This is a genomic window from Actinomyces israelii DSM 43320, assembly GCF_000711965.1.
Classification (GTDB): domain Bacteria; phylum Actinomycetota; class Actinomycetes; order Actinomycetales; family Actinomycetaceae; genus Actinomyces; species Actinomyces israelii.
Genome location: NZ_JONS01000001.1, coordinates 204566 through 221258 on the forward strand (window position 1 = coordinate 204566; position 16693 = coordinate 221258).

Here is a 16693-nt window from a genome sequence, read left to right on the forward strand (position 1 = left end):
GAGGCCACGATGAGACTGACAGTGATCGGCTGCGGATATCTTGGGGCCGTCCACGCCGCGGCCATGGCCGAGCTCGGCCACCACGTCCTCGGCGTCGAGACCGACCCTGCGCGGCTGGCGCCGCTCGCCCGCGGCGAGTCGCCCTTCTACGAGCCCGGCCTGGAGGAGCTGCTGCGCCGGGGCGCGCGGGAGGGGCGGCTGCGGTACACCGATGATCCCGCCCACGCAGAGCTCGCCGGCGCCGCGGTCCACTTCCTGGCCGTCGGCACGCCCCAGTCCCCGTCCGGCCGCGGCACAGACCTCAGCTGCCTGTGGGAGGCGGTCGATGCCCTGGCCGCGGCACTGCCGCGGCGCCGGCACCTGGCCGGGCTGCCGCTGGTGGTCGGCAAGTCGACCGTGCCCGTGGGAACCGCGGCCCGGGTCGCCGACCGCCTGGCCGGGCGCGCCCTGGTCGTGTGGAACCCCGAGTTCCTGCGCGAGGGCACGGCAGTGGCCGACACCCTGCGGCCCGATCGCCTCGTCTACGGGCTGCCGGCCCGGGCCGCGCAGGCCGCGAGGGCCCGATCCCTGCTGGACGAGGTGTACATCGAGCTCCTCGTCGCCGGCGTGCCCCGCCTGGAGATGGACTACCAGACCGCCGAGCTGGTCAAGACGGCGGCGAACTCCTTCCTCGCCACGAAGATCAGCTTCATCAACGCGATGTCCTCGGTGTGCGCCGCCGCGGGGGCCGACGTCGCCGTGCTGGCGGACGCGATCGGGCGCGACGAGCGGATCGGCGGGCAGTTCCTGCGGGCGGGAATCGGCTTCGGCGGCGGCTGCCTGCCCAAGGACCTGCGGGGCCTGGGGGCGCGCGCCGCCGAGCTGGGCGTGACGGAGCTGGCCTCGTTCCTGGAGCAGGTCGACGCCATCAACCGGGGACAGCGCGACCTGGTGACGCGGATGGCCCTGGACGCCCTGGGAGGCGATCCCGCCGGACGGGCGGTGACGGTCCTGGGCATCACCTTCAAGCCCGCCAGCGACGACCTGCGGGACTCCCCCGCCCTTGATGTGGCGCTGCGCCTGGCGGACGCCGGCGCCGACGTCACCGTCCACGACCCCGAGGGCCTGCCCGGCCTGTCCGGCCTCCGCCCCGCCCTGCGAGCGCAGCCGGACGCGCTGGTGGCGCTGGAGGGCGCCGACCTGGTCATCCTGGGCACGGAGTGGGAGGAGCTGACCGGCCTGGATCCCGCGGCGGCGGCCCGGCGGGTGGCGCGCCGCGTCATCATCGACGCGCGCAACGCCCTGGTCCCCTCCCGGTGGACGGGGGCCGGGTGGGACTACCGGGGGATCGGCCGCCCGCGCCCGCCCCAGCAGCGGAGGGTGCCGACGCCCCGGCGCTGCGCGGGCACAATAGTCGGATGAAGCTCGTCGCCGCGGTCTCCCGAGCCACGATCCGCACCCGGCTGATCTGGACGGTCGTCCTGGTCTCCTCCGTCGCGCTGCTCACCTCCGGGGCGGCGGTGTGGGTCCTGGGCCTGCGCAGCCTCCACGGCGAGATCGACACGCGCCTGGCGCTGACCCGCACCGAGCTGCGCCGCCTGGCGGACAAGGGCGTCGACCCGGCCACGGGGCACGCTCTCGCCGGCCCCTCGCAGGTCGTCCTGGCGCACCTGGAGCGCTCCTCCCTGCCCCCCTCCGAGGAGGAGCTCGGCATCGTCGACGGCAGCCTGCGGTGGGTCTCCGCCCAGGGTGGTGAGCCGTCCCCTCAGGCGGATCCTGCGCTCCTGGAGCGGCTGCTCGCGCTGTCGGCCTCGGAGGAGTCGGTCATCGAGACCGTCGAGACCGTCTCGGGACGCCACCGGGTGCTGGTCGTGCCGCTCGACGACGGGACCCACAGGGCCGCCCTGGCGCGCCTGGTGGACCTGGGCGCCGCGGAGGCCGAGCTGCGGCGCACCATGGGCCTGTACGCGAGCGCCGCCGCCGTCACGGTCGCCCTGGTCACGGCGCTGTCGTGGTTCGGCGTCGCCCGGCTGCTGCGCCCCATCGAGGAGCTGCGCCGGGCCACCGAGGCGATTGACGAGCGCGACCTGACCACCCGCGTCCCGGTGCGCGGGCGCGACGACCTGTCCGCCCTGGCCGGCGCCGTCAACCGGATGCTGGACCGGGTCCAGCGCTCCGTCGAGGCGCAGCGCGAGCTCCTGGACGACGTCGGCCACCAGCTGCGCACCCCGATCACGGTCGTGCGCGGCCACCTGGAGCTCATCGACGCCGCCGACCCCGACGACGTCGCCCAGACCAGGGACCTGACCATCGACGAGCTCGACCGCATGGGGACGCTGGTCGCCGGGCTCCTGGAGGTCGCCCGCAGCTCGAGCAGCGACTTCGTCTCCCCCGCGCCCACCGACGTGGCCGCGCTGACGACACAGGTCCTCGACAAGGCCCGCGCGCTGGGGCCGCGGAAGTGGACCCTGGCGTCCAGCGCCGCGGCGACGGCGCTGCTCGATCCGACCCGGGTCACCGAGGCGTGGCTAGAGCTGGCGGGCAACGCGGTCAAGTACTCCCCTGAGGGCTCCGAGATCCGCCTGGGCTCGCAGACGGAGGGCGGCAGCCTGCTCCTGCGGGTGGAGGACCAGGGCATCGGCATCGCCCCGGAGGACCTGGCCAGGGTGCGGCGGCGCCTGACCCGCCTCCCGGAGGCCGCGGCCATGGCGCAGGGGACGGGCCTGGGGCTGAGCGTCGTGGAGAACATCGCCGCCGCCCACGGCGGGAGGCTCGACATCGCCTCCCGGCCCGGGCGGGGATCCGTGTTCACGCTGCGCCTGCCGATACGGGAGCCCGGCGCCGGGAACGCTCACCAGGACGCGCACCACGAGTCAGGAGGACTCCCATGAGCACTGTGCTGATCGTCGAGGATGAGGCCCGCATCGCCTCCTTCCTCACCAAGGGGCTCAGGGCGGCGGGCTTCACGCCCCGGGTCGTGGCGCGAGGCGGCGAGGCCGTGGAGACGGCCCTCCAGGGAGGCGTCGACCTCATCCTGCTGGACGTGGGTCTGCCCGACATCGACGGCTTCGAGGTCCTGGAGCGCCTGCGCGGACAGGGCGTGAGGACGCCCATCATTATGCTCACGGCCCGCTCCTCGGTGTCGGACCGCGTGGCGGGCCTGGAGAACGGGGCCGACGACTATATGCCCAAGCCCTTCTCCTTCGAGGAGCTCGTCGCCAGGATCCGTCTGCGCCTGCACCCGCCGACGGCGGAGAGCGCCGCAGACCGCACCCTGCTCGAGCACGGCGGGCTGGCCCTGGACCTGCGCACCCGGCGCGTGAGTGTTGACGGGCGCTGGGTGGACCTGTCGGCGCGGGAGTTCTCGCTGGCGGAGACCTTCATGCGCCACCCGGGCCAGGTCCTCAGCCGCGAGCAGCTGCTGGCCCGGGTGTGGGGGCTGGACTTCGACCCGGGGTCCAATGTCGTCGACGTGTACGTCTCCTACCTGCGGGGCAAGCTCGGCAGGGACCGGCTGGAGACGGTCAGGGGCGTCGGCTACCGGCTCGTGTAGGCGCCCGTCGGCCGCCCCGCGCGCCGGCGGGTCAGTCGCCGTCGCCGTCGCCGCGGTCCTCGGGCTCCTTCCCGAGGTCGTCGGCGTCGTTGTCGGGCTCGTCCGGGGACAGGTCCTGGGGAGGCGGGGGCGGGACGACGACGGGGGAGGCCGGCGCCGCCCCCGGGGAGTCCGCCGTCCCCAGGGTGTCCGCCGCGCCGGAGGCCGCCGCCCTGGGGGACGCCATCGTCTCCGGGACCGAGGACGAGGAGGCCCGCGCGTCCGGGGGCGCCGGCGCCATGGTGATCCCCGGCTCGCCGGCCGGCTCGGAGGGTCCGCGCAGCACGAGCGCGGCCAGGCCGGCGAGGGCGACGGCGGCGGTCACCGTCACGGCCGCCGCGATCACCCGGCCGCGATCGCGTCTCACCAGCCGCTCACGGGCGCACATGCCCGTCCCCCTCGACGATCCACTGCGTCGTCGTCAGGGCCGCCAGTCCCATCGGGCCGCGGGCGTGGAGCTTCTGGGTGGAGATGCCGAGCTCGGCGCCCAGGCCCAGCTGGCCGCCGTCGGTGAAGCGGGTCGAGGCGTTGACCATGACGACGGCGGAGTCGACGGCCCCGGTGAAGCGGTTCACAGCGGTGACGTCCTGGGTGAGGATCGCCTCGGTGTGCCCGGTGGACCAGCGCGCGATGTGGTCGACGGCCTCCTCCAGGTCCGCCACGACGCGCACGGCCAGGTCGGGGCTGCCGTACTCGGTGGCCCAGTCCTCCTCGGTGGCGGGCACCAGCAGATCCCCGCGGCCGGCCCGCGCGGCCGGGGCGCGCAGCACGGCCTCGGCGGCCGCGTCCACGTGGAGGGTGACGCCCCCCTCCCACAGCGCCGCCGCCGCGGCCGGCAGGAGGCGGTCGGCGACGTCGCGGTGCACCAGGAGCGTCTCGGCGGCGTTGCACACGCCCACGCGCTGGGTCTTGGCGTTGACGATAATCGGCACGGCGGCCCCGAGGTCGGCACGGGCGTCGGCGTAGATGTGGCAGTTGCCGCTGCCGGTCTCGATGACGGGCACCGCGGACTGCTCCACGACGGCCCTGATGAGCCCGGCCCCGCCGCGCGGGACGAGCACGTCGATGAGGCCGCGGGCCCGCATGAGCGCCTCGGCCCCCGGCCTGCCGGCGGCGTCGACGGTCGCGACCAGGTCCGCGGGCAGGCCGGCGGAGGCCAGGGCGTCGCGCAGGACGCCCACAATGGCGGCGTTGGTCCGCTCGGCGGCGCTGCCGCCGCGCAGCACGACGGCGTTGCCGGACTTCAGCGTCAGGGCGGCGACGTCCACGGTGACGTTGGGCCGCGCCTCGTAGATCATGCCGACCACGCCCACGGGGACCCGCACGCGGCGCACCCGCAGGCCGTTGGGCAGGGTGCGGCCGTCGACGACCTCGCCGACCGGGTCGGGCAGGGCGGCGATCTCGCGCAGGGAGCCGGCGATGGCGGCGATGCGCTCAGGGGTCAGGGTCAGACGGTCGATCAGGCCCGCCCGCATGCCCGCTGTGCGGGCGCGCTCCAGGTCGGCCGTGTTGGCCGCCAGGACGCCCGTGGCGGCCTCCCCGAGACGATCGGCCATGGCGTGCAGCCCGGCGTCCTTGACCTCGCGGCGGGCCCCGGCCACGGTCCGCTGCGCGCAGCGGGCGGCTCGGGCCGCGCGCGCGACCAGGTCGGTCGCGTCCTGCCGGCGGGGGCTGCTGGGAGTAGCGCTCATGGCAGCACCATACGTGCCGGGCCCGCGCCGTGGGAGGGCGTGCGCCGCACGCCCTGAGCGGGATCTTCGCTCTCGCTTCGGACAAGGACTGCGTTCCGGCTACCATGCCGCGGAAAGACGCGGTAGGATTCATCGGGCGAGGGCGCTTGGCCGTTCCGCCCATGGCTTGAGCATCCGCATCGCTCGCCGTGGGTCGACACCACCACCACCCGCGGTCGAGTGCCCTCGCCCCTGCCCGTGGAGCTGGGCGGCGCGCAGTGGCGCCCGCGGGTCCTGCGCCGCTGCACCCACTGTCATCCGCCGTAGGATTCTTCTGAGCATCGAGCAGGAAGGGCGAGCACCGTCCATGAGGATCACGCACCTGGCAGCAAGCAACTGGCGGAACTTCAAGAATGTGGAGTTCGACGTCGGGGAGCGCCTCTTCGTCGTGGGCCCCAACGCGGCCGGCAAGTCCAACCTTCTCGATGTCTTCCGTTTTCTGGCGGACATCGTCGGCCGGGGGGGGCGGGCTCGCCTCCGCGATCGAGCGCCGAGGCGGGCTGGGGAAGGTCCGCAGCCTGTTCTCCCGGACCAATGCGAAAGGCCGCCTTGTCGTTGACGTGAGGCTGCAGGACGGCCAGGACTCATGGCGGTACAGGCTCTCCGTCAAGGGTGAGGGGAAAGGGCGAAACCGTCCCGTCGTCGATGAGGAGCTGGTCATGAAGAACGGAGAGGAGCTGCTCAGACGCCCCGATGACCGTGATCGCGAGGACGAGGTCCTCCTGACCCAGACGCACCTCGAGCAGATCGCCTCCAACCAGCGGTTCCGCCCCATCGCCGACTACTTCGACCGGGTCCAGTACTTCCACCTCGTCCCGCAGATCATCCGTGACCCCTCACGCGCCCTCGTCGCCAACGACGATCCCTTCGGAAGCGACTTCATCGTCCAGATGAATGCGACCGCGCCTCGAACCCGCGACGCGTGGCTCAGACGCATGCAGGAGGCTCTGCGCGCGGCTGTCCCCGGTTTCGTCTCCCTGACCATCGAGAGTGACCCCGCCGGCAGACCTCACCTGATCGCGGGCTACAAGAACTGGCGCTCAGCGCCATCGAGACAGAACGAGGCGGACTTCTCCGACGGCACGCTAAGGCTCATCGGACTTCTATGGGCCATTATCAAGACACCGACAAGCCCCGGGATCCTGCTGCTGGAGGAGCCCGAGCTCTCGCTCAACAGCGCAATCGTGAGGATCCTGCCCTCGATGCTCGCCCAGGCACGGCGCTCCTCGGACCTTCAGGTCATCCTGTCCACCCATGCCCCTGAGATCCTCGACGACGAGGGCATCAGTCCGAGTGAGGTCCTCGTCCTTCGCGTCACGGACGACGGCTCACGCGCGGCTCTCCTGTCCTCTTCGCAAGAGGCGATGGACGATCTCGCTCTGGGACTGACCGCATCTGACGTCGTCAACGGCCTGATCGCTCCCGAGGACCTCACCGGGCTGGTCCGGGCAGTACGGAACCGCCGATGACCGAAGACCTCCGTGTCTACGTCGCCGTTGCCGTTGAAGGAGAGTCGGACACGGGGATGGTCCAGGCTCTGCTCAGGCACGTCCACCTCACGCTTTCGCGCCCCTGCCTCGTCAAGAAGGTTCCCGGGTCGCCAGACGAGCTGCCCCACGCCAAGCGGGAGCTGCTCCGTCTATGCGCGTCGTCTCGTTCGCATCACGTGCGCGACAGCATGGTCCGCGCTGACGGCACGCCCGGCCCGCTCTACGTGTCCTGTCTCAATGAGTTCGCCCGTGAGCGCTGGAACGTGGTCAAGGCGCAGGAACGCAGCCCCAGCCTCCGCCGCACCGTGGCACGACTGGAGTCAGTTCGCCGCCGGCTCCTCACCGTCTCGGCGGGAGGCTGACCGGCGCGCCGGGCGTCCGGAGGCGCCCGCCGGAGCCTATGCGCCCGCGGTGCGCGGGAGCTCGGCGAGGTCGTCGCGGTGGACGACGGGGGCGACGTGGTCGAGGGCGTCGGCGCGCCCCTCCCGGCGCGCCTGCAGGACCTCCTCGAGCTCGGAGGCGCAGTAGCGGCAGATGCCCCGGGCCACGGCTCCCACGGGGCCCACGATCTCCACGACCGCGCCGGACTCGAAGTCCCCGCTGACGCCGGTCACCCCCGGCAGGAGGAGGGACTTCTTGCCGACGGTGATCGCCCGCTGCGCGCCGGCGTCGATGACGACCCGCCCCTCGGGGATGGAGGCGTGCGCCATCCACAGCCGCCTGCTGGGGCGGTGGGGGCCGGTGGGCGCGAACCAGGTGCCCAGGTCGGCGGGCACCTCCCGGCCCCCCAGCAGACGCGGGGCGTCGTCGGCCGAGGCGATGATCGTGGCGGTTCCCGAGGCGCAGGCGATCGTCGCCGCCTGGACCTTGGTGCGCATCCCGCCCGTGCCGAGCGAGCCGCCGCGCCCGGCGACGTCGACCGCGCCGAGCTCGTCGGGAGCCTCGACGTAGCGCACTGGCCCGGCCCCGGGCGTGCCCGGCCTGGCCGTCCACATGCCATCGACGTCGGTGAGCAGCACGAGCGCGTCGGCGGTGACCAGGTGGGCCGCGAGCGCGGCCAGGCGGTCGTTGTCCCCGAGGTGGAACTCGGCGGTCGCCACCGCGTCGTTCTCGTTGACGATGGGCACCGCCCCCATCGACAGCAGGGCGTCGAAGGTGGCGCGCACGGTCCGGTAGTGGCTGCGCACGGCGACGTCCTGAGCGGTGAGCAGCACCTGGGCGGTCACCACGCCGTAGGCGCTCATCGCGGTCTGCCACCGGGAGACCAGGCGCCCCTGGCCCACGGAGGCCGCGGCCTGCAGCAGCCGCAGCTCGCTGGGGCGCCGGGCCATGCCCAGAGGAACCAGCCCGGCCGCCACCGCCCCGGAGGACACCAGGACCACGTCGTGGCCGCGCCCGCGCAGAGCGGCGACGAGGCCGGCGACGATGTCGATGCGATTCAGGTCGAGGCCGCCGTCGGAGCGGGTCAGGGAGGACGAGCCGACCTTGATCACGAGGCGCGCCCCGTCAGCCAGGCGCGTGGGCCGGGAGCCCGCCGGGCTCATGCGTCGTCCTCGCCGCCGGAGTAGTCGGCGGCGTCGGTCCAGATGCCCTCGGCGGCCTCGTCGCGCAGCTCCCGGCGGGCGGCCTCCTTGGCATCCATGCGCGCGTGGTACTGGGTGCGGCGCTCGACATTGGTGCGCCGGTGGCGGTCCTCCAGACGCGCATCGGTGCCCCTGGCCCCGAGCAGCTCGGCCCCGGTCGTCATGGTCGGCTCCCAGGTGAACAGCACTCCGCCGTCCGCCGGCCCGATGAGGACGGTGTCCCCGGCGTGCGCGCCGGCGGCCACCAGCTCGTCCTCGACGCCGCCGGCGGCCAGGCGGTCGGCCAGGTAGCCGACGGCCTCGTCGTTGGCGAAGTCGGTCTGCCTCACCCAGCGCTCGGGCCTGTCCCCTCGGACCTGGTAGACATCGCCCTCGTGAGGGTGACGGATGAGACGCACCGTCGCCAGGGGCTCCCGGCCCCGGCGTCCGACGGCCGCCGGGCGGATGACGGGCCGGTGCGCCTCGGCGCCGGCGGCGCCCCCGGAGGCCGGGGCGGCGGACCGCGCCCGGGTCACGAGCTCGGCCAGCGCGAAGGACAGGGGGCGCAGGCCCCTGCGCGCAACGGCGGAGACCTCGAAGACCGGCAGGCCGCGGGCCTCGACGTCGGAGCGCACGAAGTCGGCGAGCTCGGCGGCCTCGGGAACGTCGATCTTGTTCAGGACCGCGACGCGCGGGCGCTCCATGAGCGGCGCGCGACCGGTGAGGGCCCGGTCGTCCTCCTCCTGGGCCAGGCGGGCCGCGTAGACGGCGAGCTCGCCCTCGATGGTGTCCAGGTCGGACAGCGGGTCGCGGCCGGGCTCGAGCGTCGCGCAGTCCAGGACGTGGACGATGACCGCGCAGCGCTCGATGTGGCGCAGGAACTCCAGGCCGAGGCCCTTGCCCTGGCCGGCTCCCGGGACGAGGCCGGGGACGTCGGCGATCGTGTAGCGGGACTCGCCGGCCTCGACGACGCCCAGGTTCGGCGCCAGCGTCGTGAAGGGGTAGTCGGCGATCTTGGGCCGGGCGGCGCTCAGCGCGGCGATGAGGGAGGACTTGCCGGCGCTCGGATAGCCGACGAGGGCGACGTCGGCGATGGTCTTGAGCTCCAGAACGACGTCCCGGGCCTGGCCGGGCTCGCCCAGCAGGTGAAAACCCGGCGCCTTGCGCCTGGAGGAGGCCAGGGAGAAGTTGCCGCGCCCCCCGACGCCGCCCGCGGCCACGACGACGCTGGCGCCCTCCCCGACGAGGTCGGCGATGAGGCGGCCGTCGGAGTCCTTGACCACGGTCCCATCGGGGACGGCCAGCACCAGGTCCCCGCCGTCCGTCCCGCGCCGCCGGCCGCCCATGCCGGGGGTGCCGTTGCCCGCGGACCGGTGGGGGGAGCGGTGGTAGGTCAGCAGGGTCGTGACCCGCGGGTCCACGACGAGCACGACGTCGCCGCCGTGCCCGCCGTCGCCGCCGTCGGGCCCGGCCAGGGGCTTGTACTTCTCGCGGTGGATCGATGTGCAGCCGTGCCCGCCGTCGCCGCCCGAGGCGTGGAGAATCACTCGGTCGATGAAGCTGGGCATGCGGTTCTCCTCAAAGGCGCGGGGCGAGCTGGGGGCGGGCGGGGCACATGCCGCGAGGGCGGACGGCAGCAGCCGTTCGCCCTCGCGGAACCGAGTGGTGGGAGGCTCAGGCCTCGGGAAGCACGACGTTGACGACCCTGCGGTCGCGGTGGGTGCCGAACTGGACGTGGCCGGCGGCCTTGGCGAACAGGGTGTCGTCATTGCCGCGGCCCACGTTCTTGCCGGGGTGGAAGTGGGTGCCGCGCTGACGGACGAGGATCTCGCCGGCCTTGACGAGCTGACCGCCGAAGCGCTTGACGCCCAGGCGCTGGGCGTTCGAGTCGCGGCCGTTGCGGGAGGAACCAAGACCCTTCTTGTGTGCCATGGTGGGGCTTCTTTCTCTTAAGGCCGGCGCGCCGGCCCCGGAGGGGCGGCGCGCCACGGCAGTGGTCACTTGATCGCGGTGATCCTGATCTCCGTGAGCTTGGCGCGGTGCCCCTGACGCTTGCGGAACCCCGTCTTGTTCTTGAACTTGAGGATATTGATCTTCGGCCCCTTCTTCTCGCCGACGATCTCGGCGGTGACGGAGGACGCGGCGAGGTCGGCGGCGGCAGTGGTCACCTTGTCGCCGTCCACCAGCATGACGGGGGCGAGGGAGATCTCGTCGCCGATCTCGCCGGCAAGCCTGTCGACAACCACGACGTCGCCGACGGAGACCTTCTCCTGACGGCCGCCGGCCTTGACGATCGCGTAGACCACTTGAATGCTCATCTCTGTCGGAACTTCGGACCGCACCCGGGGAGCCTGTGCTCCATCACCGGAAGACGATCTCCTTGGCAGGGCGCATGACGCACCGGCGAACAACTTTATGCGATCGGCCCTGCCCGACCAACTCGCGACGACCGCACATGTCTGTGTTCTTGGGCACGGAGTCCCGCGCAGAGCCGTCGGAGGCCACGGCGGGCCCTCAGCCGGCCTCCTCGGCGCCGGCGTGCTCGCCGGCCTGCTCATGGGCCTGCTCCGCGGCGGCGGCGATCTGGGCCAGCGCCCCGCGCACGGCGGCGCGCGCCGCGTTATCGTGCTCGGGCGCCTCGGCCTGCGCCTCCGCGGAATCGCCGGAGCGCGCAGAAGCGGACCCCTCGCGGCTCCTGCGGCCGCGGCGGCCCGACCCCGAGCCCTTGCGCCCGGAGGCCGACGTGTCCGCCGCCTGGTTCTCGACGGGGTTGTCGTGGACGATGAAGCCGCGCCCGCCGCAGCACTCGCACGGGGTGGAGAAGGCCTCGACCAGCCCCTGCCCCACGCGCTTGCGGGTCATCTGCACCAGGCCCAGGGAGGTCACCTCGGTGACCTGGTGGCGGGTGCGGTCGCGCCCGAGGCACTCGACCAGGCGGCGCAGGACGAGGTCGCGGTTGGACTCCAGGACCATGTCCACGAAGTCGATGACGACCATGCCGCCGATGTCGCGCAGCCGCAGCTGGCGGACGATCTCCTCGGCCGCCTCGAGGTTGTTGCGCGTGACCGTCTCCTCCAGGGTTCCGCCGGCGCCGCCGGTGAAGCGGCCGGTGTTGACGTCGATGACCGTCATGGCCTCGGTGCGGTCGATAATGAGCGTGCCGCCGCTGGGCAGCCAGACCTTGCGGTCGAAGCCCTTGGCGAGCTGCTCGTCGATCCGGTGGGCGGTGAAGACGTCCTCGGGGCCCACCCAGTGCTCGAGGCGGTCGGCCAGGTCGGGGCTCAGATCGCCCACGTACCGGCTGATCGTCTTCCAGGCGCCGGGCCCCTGCACCACCAGGCGCCGGAAGTCCTCGTTGAAGACGTCGCGCACGACGCGCACGGCCAGCTCCGGCTCTCCCTTGAGCAGGACGGGGGCCTTGGCAGAGCCCCTGAAGACGGAGGAGGCCTTCTTGTCGATGGTCTTCCACTGCTTGAGGAGCCGCTCGACGTCGGCCTCCAGCTGCTCCTCGCTGGCGCCCTCGGCGGCAGTGCGCACGATGACGCCGGCGTCGTCGGGGACGATGCGCTTGAGGATCTTCTTCAGGCGCGCGCGCTCGGTGTCGGGGAGCTTGCGGGAGATGCCGGTCATGGTGCCGCCGGGCACGAGCACGAGGTAGCGGCCCGCCAGGGTGATCTGGCTGGTCAGGCGCGCGCCCTTGTGCCCGATGGGGTCCTTGGTGACCTGCACCAGGACCGTGTCGCCGCTGGAGAGGGCGTCCTCGATGCGGCGCGGCCTGCCCTCCATGCCGGCGGCGTCCCAGTTGACCTCGCCGGCGTACAGGACGGCGTTGCGGCCCTTGCCCAGGTCCACGAAGGCCGCCTCCATGGAGGGCAGCACGTTCTGGACCCGGCCCACGTAGACGTTGCCGACCATGGAGGTCTGCGTGTGGCGGGCGACGTAGTGCTCGACGAGCAGACCGTCCTCGAGCAGGGCGATCTGGTTGAGGCCGTCCTGCTCGCGCACGATCATCTGGCGGTCCACGCTCTCGCGGCGGGCCAGGAACTCCGCCTCGGTGACGATGGGGCGGCGGCGCCCGGCCGCCCGGCCCTCGCGGCGCCGCTGGCGCTTGGCCTCCAGGCGGGTGGAGCCCTTCAGGGCGGTGACCTCGTCGCGCGGGTCCCGACCGGCGTCGGAACGGGTGCGGGAGCGCGACCGGCGGCGGCGACGGCGGGCCGGGGGCGCCCCCTCCTCGGCGGCCTCCGCGGCCTCCGCGGCCTCGGCGGCCTCCGCGGAGCCCTCTGCGCCGCAGGCCTGGGAGCCGGCCGAGTCCGCCTCCGGGGCGCTCCGGTCGTCCTGCTGCGCCTCGGTGCGGGAGCGCGACCGGCGACCGCGGCCTCCGCGCCGGCGCTTGCGCCGCCCCGCGCCGTCGCGCTCATCGGAGCGGAAGCCGTCGTCGGCGCCCTCCCGGGAGTCGGGCTCGGGAGCCTCCTCCGAGTCGCCGGCGGGCGTCTCGACGTGCTCGGGCGCCGCCTGGGCGGCGGTGGCCCTGCGGCGGCGCCTCCCGGTGCTCCTCGAGGGGGCCGCGGTGCCGTCGTCGGCCTGCGCGCCCGAGTCGGGCCCCTGCCCGCGGGCGGCCGCCGGCTGCTCGGCGGCGGGCGCCTGCGCGGGCGCGGTGGCGGCGGCGGTCGCCCTGCGACGACGGCGGGCGCGCGCCGGGTCGGGGGCCTGGAAGAGCAGGGACGCGGCGGGGAGGTAGGGCGCCTGCGTACCGGGCCCGCCGGCCTGCACGGCACCGTCCCGCGGCGCCTCATCGGCCCCGGCATCTGCGGCGCCCTCAGCGTCGTCCGCCCGCGCGCCGTCGGCATCGACATCAGCGGCCTCGTCGGTCCGGGCGTCCTCGACGACGTCCTCCTGGGCGGGCTCCGTCGCCTCGGCATCGCCGTCCTCGGGCCGGACGGCCCGCGAGGGGTCTTCGTCACCGCCGTCGCCACGGGAGCCGTCGGGCGCGGCCAGGACCGGCTGCTCCGCGGCGGGGACCCGCGTGGGAGTGGTGGCGGCGGCGGTCGCCCTGCGGCGACGACGGGCCGGGGCTCCGCCGGTCGTCTCGTCGGCGGGCGCTCCGGACGCCTGGGTATCGCGGTGGGGATCAGATGATGGGTTCGATGTGGACACGGTGGTGTGCACTCTCCGGGCATTCCGGCCCCCGCCGTACCCACGGTGCCGGGACGCAAGTCACGCTCCCAACGAGGGAGCCGAAAAGCCTGTGTTCTCGCCTGGCGGCGCCGGCCTGCGGAGGGATTCGCACGATCCGGGAGTGCGGCGGCGCATTGTGCGGCGCACTTCTCCGGGGCGGTCTCAACCGAGGTTCGGAAACCGGGTGCCGGTACGTGGCACCCGGAGCCGACGACAGTATTCCACACCGGGCGCCGCAGCAGCGGGCGGGCCGCCCGGGGCCTATCTCACGCCGGGGTTCTGGCATCCGCGGTGCCGGGGACGCCCGCGCACCCGACGCTTTCGTGACAAGTCGTCACCGCTTGCCCTACACTGCGCCTATAACTCCGCAACGACTGCGGAATATTCACTTATCACTCTCATCAACCGTCCCGAAAGGTGGCGCTGATGGTTCACGCACCGATGGCGCTGGACTCCCTCGACCTGGCTCGATGGCAGTTCGGCATCACGACCGTCTACCACTTCATCCTGGTCCCGCTCACGATCGGCCTGTCCCCGCTCGTGGCGCTCATGGAGACCAACTACCTGCGCACCGGCAACGAGCAGTGGCGCGTCGCCACGAAGTTCTTCGGCAAGATCCTGCTGATCAACTTCGCCCTGGGCGTGGCCACCGGCATCGTCCAGGAGTTCCAGTTCGGCATGAACTGGTCGGAGTACTCCCGCTACGTCGGCAACATCTTCGGCGCGCCGCTGGCGTTCGAGGCGCTTCTCGCCTTCTTCATGGAGTCGACCTTCCTCGGCCTGTGGATCTTCGGCTGGGACCGCCTGTCCCCCAGGCTGCACAACCTGTGCATGTGGATGGTCGCCCTGGGCACGAACGTGTCCGCCTTCTTCATCCTGGCCGCCAACTCCTGGATGCAGCACCCGGTCGGCGCGGTCGTCAACCCCGAGACCGGCCGCGCCGAGCTCGACGGCGTCGGCGGCTTCTTCCAGGTCCTGGGCAACCCCATCCTGTGGACCACGATCCTCCATGTCATCGCCACGTCCTTCCTCGTCGCCGGGACGATCGTCTTCGGCGTGTCCGTGTGGTGGATGGTCAAGGCCGCCCGTGCCGGACAGGACTACGAGGCCCGTGAGCTGTGGCGCCGCCTGACCCGCTTCGGCGCCGTCGCCGTCGTCGTCGCGGGCCTGCTCACCGCCGGCAGCGGGCACGTCCAGGGACAGCTCGTCGCCGAGGAGCAGCCCGCCAAGATGGCCGCCGCCGAGGCCCTGTGCTCCACCGAGTCCGGCGCCGGCTTCACCGTGGCCGCCTTCGGCGACTGCGACAGCGGCGTCACCCGCATCGCCTCCGTGCCCAACGTCTACTCCTTCATGGCGACCAATGACCCGAACGCCAGGGTCATGGGCCTGGACGACGCGCAGGCCATGTACGAGCAGCGCTACGGCGCCGGCGTGGACTACACCCCCGACGTCGCCACGACCTTCTGGTCCTTCCGCCTCATGATCGGGCTCGGCGTGCTGTCCCTCCTCATCGGCGCCGTCGGGCTGTGGCTCATCCGCAAGGACCGCCTCATCACCAGCCCGCGGCTGGGCAGGATCGCCCTGTGGACCCTGCCGCTGCCCTTCCTCGCCTCCACCTTCGGCTGGATCTTCACCGAGATCGGCCGCCAGCCGTGGGTGGTCGCCCCCAACCTGGCCGACCCCGTCGCCCAGGTCTACATGCTCACCAGCGACGGCGTGTCCACCGTCGTCTCCTCCCCGACGGTGCTCGCCTCCATGGTCCTGTTCACGCTCCTGTACGCCGCCCTCGGCATCATCTGGTTCGTGCTGGTGCGCCGCTACGTGCGCGAGGGCGTGCGCACCCAGACCGAGGAGTCCGTCGAGCTGGTCGGCAGGGCCGCCTCCCGCAGGGCCCCGGTCCCCGTCCTGTCCTTCGAGTACTGAGCCGGAAGAAGGAAGCACACCCATGACACCTCTGTCCATTCTCTGGTTCGTCCTCATCGCCGTCCTGTGGATCGGCTACCTGACCCTGGAGGGATTCGACTTCGGCGTCGGCATGCTGCTGAGGATCCTCGGGCGCGACGAGAGGGAGCGCCGAGCCATGCTCGGCACCATCGGTCCCCACTGGGACGGCAACGAGGTCTGGCTGCTGACCGCCGGCGGCGCCACCTTCGCCGCCTTCCCGGAGTGGTACGGCACCCTGTTCTCGGGCGCCTACCTCGTCCTGCTCCTCATTCTCCTGTGCCTCATCGTGCGCATCTGCGCCATCGAGTGGCGCGAGAAGATCAACGACCAGGTCTGGCGGGACCGCTGGGACTGGGCGCACACGGTCAGCGCCTGGATCCCCTCGATCCTGTGGGGCGCCGCCTTCGCCAACCTCGTCCAGGGCATGAGGATCGAGGTGATCGACACCGCCTCGGGCGCTCCCGTGCCCGCGGGCCAGGTCTCCCCCGACGCCCTGGTCCACGGCGCCTCCCACCAGATCACCGGCGGGTTCCTCAGCCTGCTGACCCCCTTCACGCTGCTGGGCGGGGCGGTCACCTGCCTGCTGTTCCTCACCCACGGGGCGCTCTTCGTCTCCCTCAAGACCGCCGGGGAGCTCTCCGAGCGGGCCCTGGCCCTCGCCAGGCGGTCCGCCCCCGCCTCCACCGCCGTCACCGCCGTGTGGGCGCTGTGGGCCCAGCTCGCCCACTCCCCCAACGCGCTGTCCTGGATCCCGCTCGTCCTGGCCGCGCTGGCGCTCATAGGCTCCCTGGCCCTGACCCGCCGGGGCAGCGAGGGCAGGGCCTTCGCCCTGCACTTCGCCGGCATCGCCTTCGCCGTCGTCTTCATCTTCGCGGCCATGGCCCCCGACGTCATGCGCTCCTCGGTCGACGCGGCCTACTCCCTGACGATCGCCCAGGCCGCGAGCGCGGACACGACGCTCCTCATTATGACCGTGGCCGCTGTCGTCTTCGTCCCGGTCGTGCTCTTCTACACGATCTGGGGGTACAAGGTCTTCTCCAGGCGCATTCGCGCCGAGGCGATCGACCCCCACGAGGGAGGCCTGCACCCGACCAGGGTGCGCGACTCCGCCCAGCCGGAGGCCGCCATCGGCTACTGACGCCGCTGACGCCACTGACGCCACTGACACAGCCGGCCATCGGCCCAGCCCGGACGCGCCGGCACGTCGGGGTCGCGGGGGAC

At 73.0% G+C, this 16693-nt stretch carries 13 protein-coding genes and 1 pseudogene; 7 read left to right on the forward strand and 7 right to left on the reverse strand.

The features are described 5' to 3' along the window. The first annotated feature begins 9 nt into the window (after positions 1–9). Genes O145_RS00910 through O145_RS00920 form a run of 3 tightly spaced genes read left to right on the forward strand, consistent with a single transcriptional unit; the run spans position 10 to position 3532 of the window. Positions 10–1401, forward strand: coding sequence for a UDP-glucose dehydrogenase family protein (locus O145_RS00910; protein WP_084682274.1), 1392 nt, complete (start codon positions 10–12; stop codon positions 1399–1401). Next, the gene (locus tag O145_RS00915) at positions 1398–2870 is read left to right on the forward strand and encodes a sensor histidine kinase (RefSeq protein WP_052374447.1); all 1473 of its coding nucleotides are present in this window, start codon (positions 1398–1400) and stop codon (positions 2868–2870) included. The genes O145_RS00910 and O145_RS00915 overlap by 4 nt, the downstream gene beginning before the upstream one ends. Further along, positions 2867–3532 carry a response regulator transcription factor gene (locus tag O145_RS00920; RefSeq protein ID WP_043558337.1) on the forward strand — a complete coding sequence of 222 codons (666 nt, stop codon included), beginning with the start codon at positions 2867–2869 and terminating at the stop codon, positions 3530–3532. Before O145_RS00915 ends, O145_RS00920 begins: the two co-directional genes overlap by 4 nt. A gap of 31 nt (positions 3533–3563) precedes the next feature. On the opposite strand, the gene O145_RS16315 is transcribed toward O145_RS00920, so the two are convergent. Beyond that, on the reverse strand, positions 3564–3938 hold the full coding sequence (locus tag O145_RS16315) for a hypothetical protein (protein ID WP_156966558.1): 375 nt from the start codon (positions 3936–3938) through the stop codon (positions 3564–3566). Between the two features lie 7 nt (positions 3939–3945). Beyond that, positions 3946–5262: a glutamate-5-semialdehyde dehydrogenase gene (locus O145_RS00930; protein WP_043558340.1), complete on the reverse strand. Its 1317-nt coding sequence runs from the start codon at positions 5260–5262 to the stop codon at positions 3946–3948. Positions 5263–5608: 346 nt separating this feature from the next. Here O145_RS00930 and O145_RS00935 point away from each other — a divergent pair. Then, positions 5609–6770, forward strand: a pseudogene (locus O145_RS00935) (AAA family ATPase). Next, positions 6767–7153 carry a hypothetical protein gene (locus O145_RS00940; protein WP_043558342.1) on the forward strand — a complete coding sequence of 129 codons (387 nt, stop codon included), beginning with the start codon at positions 6767–6769 and terminating at the stop codon, positions 7151–7153. The pseudogene O145_RS00935 and the gene O145_RS00940 overlap by 4 nt, the downstream one beginning before the upstream one ends. A gap of 36 nt (positions 7154–7189) precedes the next feature. On the opposite strand, the gene proB is transcribed toward O145_RS00940, so the two are convergent. The 5 genes from proB to O145_RS00965 all read right to left on the reverse strand — a co-directional run bounded on the left by proB (position 7190) and on the right by O145_RS00965 (position 13507). Then, entirely contained in the window at positions 7190–8335 is a 1146-nt protein-coding gene (gene proB, locus O145_RS00945; protein ID WP_043558344.1) for a glutamate 5-kinase, read from the reverse strand. After that, positions 8332–9921, reverse strand: a complete 1590-nt coding sequence (obgE, locus tag O145_RS00950) for a GTPase ObgE (protein ID WP_043558347.1) — start codon at positions 9919–9921, stop codon at positions 8332–8334. The genes proB and obgE overlap by 4 nt, the downstream gene beginning before the upstream one ends. 106 nt (positions 9922–10027) lie before the next feature. Next, positions 10028–10285, reverse strand: coding sequence for a 50S ribosomal protein L27 (gene rpmA / locus O145_RS00955; protein WP_043558350.1), 258 nt, complete (start codon positions 10283–10285; stop codon positions 10028–10030). Positions 10286–10350: 65 nt separating this feature from the next. After that, on the reverse strand, positions 10351–10671 hold the full coding sequence (gene rplU / locus O145_RS00960; protein WP_043558352.1) for a 50S ribosomal protein L21: 321 nt from the start codon (positions 10669–10671) through the stop codon (positions 10351–10353). A gap of 196 nt (positions 10672–10867) precedes the next feature. Further along, positions 10868–13507 (reverse strand): Rne/Rng family ribonuclease, encoded by a 2640-nt coding sequence (locus O145_RS00965; protein WP_229118267.1) that lies wholly within the window; start codon positions 13505–13507, stop codon positions 10868–10870. Positions 13508–13954: 447 nt separating this feature from the next. Between O145_RS00965 and O145_RS00970 the strand changes: the two genes are divergently transcribed. Further along, positions 13955–15451, forward strand: coding sequence for a cytochrome ubiquinol oxidase subunit I (locus O145_RS00970; RefSeq protein ID WP_043558357.1), 1497 nt, complete (start codon positions 13955–13957; stop codon positions 15449–15451). Between the two features lie 22 nt (positions 15452–15473). Further along, complete coding sequence (cydB, locus tag O145_RS00975) at positions 15474–16610, forward strand: cytochrome d ubiquinol oxidase subunit II (protein ID WP_043558360.1); 1137 nt, start codon at positions 15474–15476, stop codon at positions 16608–16610. Positions 16611–16693: the final 83 nt, after the last annotated feature.

What these genes read in the sequence shown, in the direction of transcription:
- O145_RS00910 (WP_084682274.1), top strand. Translation starts at nt 10, where the DNA reads ATGAGACTGACAGTGATCGGCTGCGGATATCTTGGGGCCGTCCACGCC.
- O145_RS00915 (WP_052374447.1), top strand. Translation starts at nt 1,398, where the DNA reads ATGAAGCTCGTCGCCGCGGTCTCCCGAGCCACGATCCGCACCCGGCTG.
- O145_RS00920 (WP_043558337.1), top strand. Translation starts at nt 2,867, where the DNA reads ATGAGCACTGTGCTGATCGTCGAGGATGAGGCCCGCATCGCCTCCTTC.
- O145_RS00930 (WP_043558340.1), bottom strand. Translation starts at nt 5,262, where the DNA reads ATGAGCGCTACTCCCAGCAGCCCCCGCCGGCAGGACGCGACCGACCTG.
- O145_RS00940 (WP_043558342.1), top strand. Translation starts at nt 6,767, where the DNA reads ATGACCGAAGACCTCCGTGTCTACGTCGCCGTTGCCGTTGAAGGAGAG.
- proB (WP_043558344.1), bottom strand. Translation starts at nt 8,335, where the DNA reads ATGAGCCCGGCGGGCTCCCGGCCCACGCGCCTGGCTGACGGGGCGCGC.
- obgE (WP_043558347.1), bottom strand. Translation starts at nt 9,921, where the DNA reads ATGCCCAGCTTCATCGACCGAGTGATTCTCCACGCCTCGGGCGGCGAC.
- rpmA (WP_043558350.1), bottom strand. Translation starts at nt 10,285, where the DNA reads ATGGCACACAAGAAGGGTCTTGGTTCCTCCCGCAACGGCCGCGACTCG.
- rplU (WP_043558352.1), bottom strand. Translation starts at nt 10,671, where the DNA reads ATGAGCATTCAAGTGGTCTACGCGATCGTCAAGGCCGGCGGCCGTCAG.
- O145_RS00970 (WP_043558357.1), top strand. Translation starts at nt 13,955, where the DNA reads ATGGTTCACGCACCGATGGCGCTGGACTCCCTCGACCTGGCTCGATGG.
- cydB (WP_043558360.1), top strand. Translation starts at nt 15,474, where the DNA reads ATGACACCTCTGTCCATTCTCTGGTTCGTCCTCATCGCCGTCCTGTGG.